This window comes from Nocardia jiangxiensis NBRC 101359 (assembly GCF_000308615.1).
GTDB classification, from domain to species: Bacteria; Actinomycetota; Actinomycetes; order Mycobacteriales; family Mycobacteriaceae; genus Nocardia; species Nocardia jiangxiensis.
The window spans coordinates 1-935 of record NZ_BAGB01000056.1 but is presented as its reverse complement, the minus strand read 5'-3'; the positions used below and the strand labels follow the sequence as shown (position 1 = coordinate 935).

At 65.3% G+C, this 935-nt stretch carries 1 protein-coding gene; it reads right to left on the bottom strand.

Features of this window, described 5'->3' with window-relative positions:
- Positions 1-59: 59 nt before the first annotated feature.
- On the bottom strand, positions 60-935 hold an 876-nt coding region (locus tag ON40_RS25390), incomplete at its 5' end, for an IS3 family transposase (RefSeq protein WP_157186417.1).

The window sequence follows — 935 nt, the reverse complement described above, 5'->3', positions numbered from 1 at the left end:
TGAGCGGTCCCCGATGACGAGACCACCCGGGAATAGAGCCAGGTGATTTCGTTCCGTGTTCAGTTGGTCCCGCAGGCCACCGGGTGGTGGGTGTGGGTGCAGGCCGCAGCGTACTCGGCTGGTGTCAGGTAGCCCAGCGCCGAATGTCGGTGCCGCCGATTGTGGTCGGTCTTGAAATCGCCGATCACCACTCGGGCTTCCAGGAGGCTGGTCCAGTGGTTGCGGTTCAGGCACTCAGTCCGCAACCGCCGGTTGAACGATTCGACGAATCCGTTGTTCCAGGGCGTGCCTGGCGGAATGTAGGAGATCCCGACCCGGTCGGCGCAGAACCGTTGCAGTGCAACCGAAATCATCTCCGGCCCGTTGTCCATTCGCAGCACCCGCGGCGGGCCGCCGGCCGTGGTGAACACCTTCTGCAGCTCGGCGACCAGCCGTTCGGCGGTGATCGAGCGTTCCACCAGATGCAGCAACGATTCGCGGGTATGTTCGTCGATCATCGACGCGATCTTCACCGCTCGGCCGTCGACAGTGGAGTCGAATTGGAAGTCCAACGCCCACACCACTTTCGGGGCATCGGCATCGATGGGTGGCGCCGAGGAGATCCCCGCCCGTTTGCGGGGATGGTGTTCGCGGACCTGCAGGCCCTCTTCGCGCCAGAGCCGGTGCACCTTCTTGATGTTGACACCTGCGCCCTCGTCGAACCGCAACGTCGCCCAGGCCCGCCTGAACCCGTGACCGGGGTGTGTCACCGCGTAGGCGCGGAGCCAGGTCCGCAAACCCGCGTCCGGATCGGCCAGGGTCTGCGCGGCAGGCAGCCGCCGATACGTCGACCTGTGCAGCCCGACGACCTTGCACGCGAACCGCTCGGACATGCTCTTGACCTGGGTGAGCATGTCCACGGCCCGGCGCTTGGCCGTTGGGCTCAGAATTTTCCC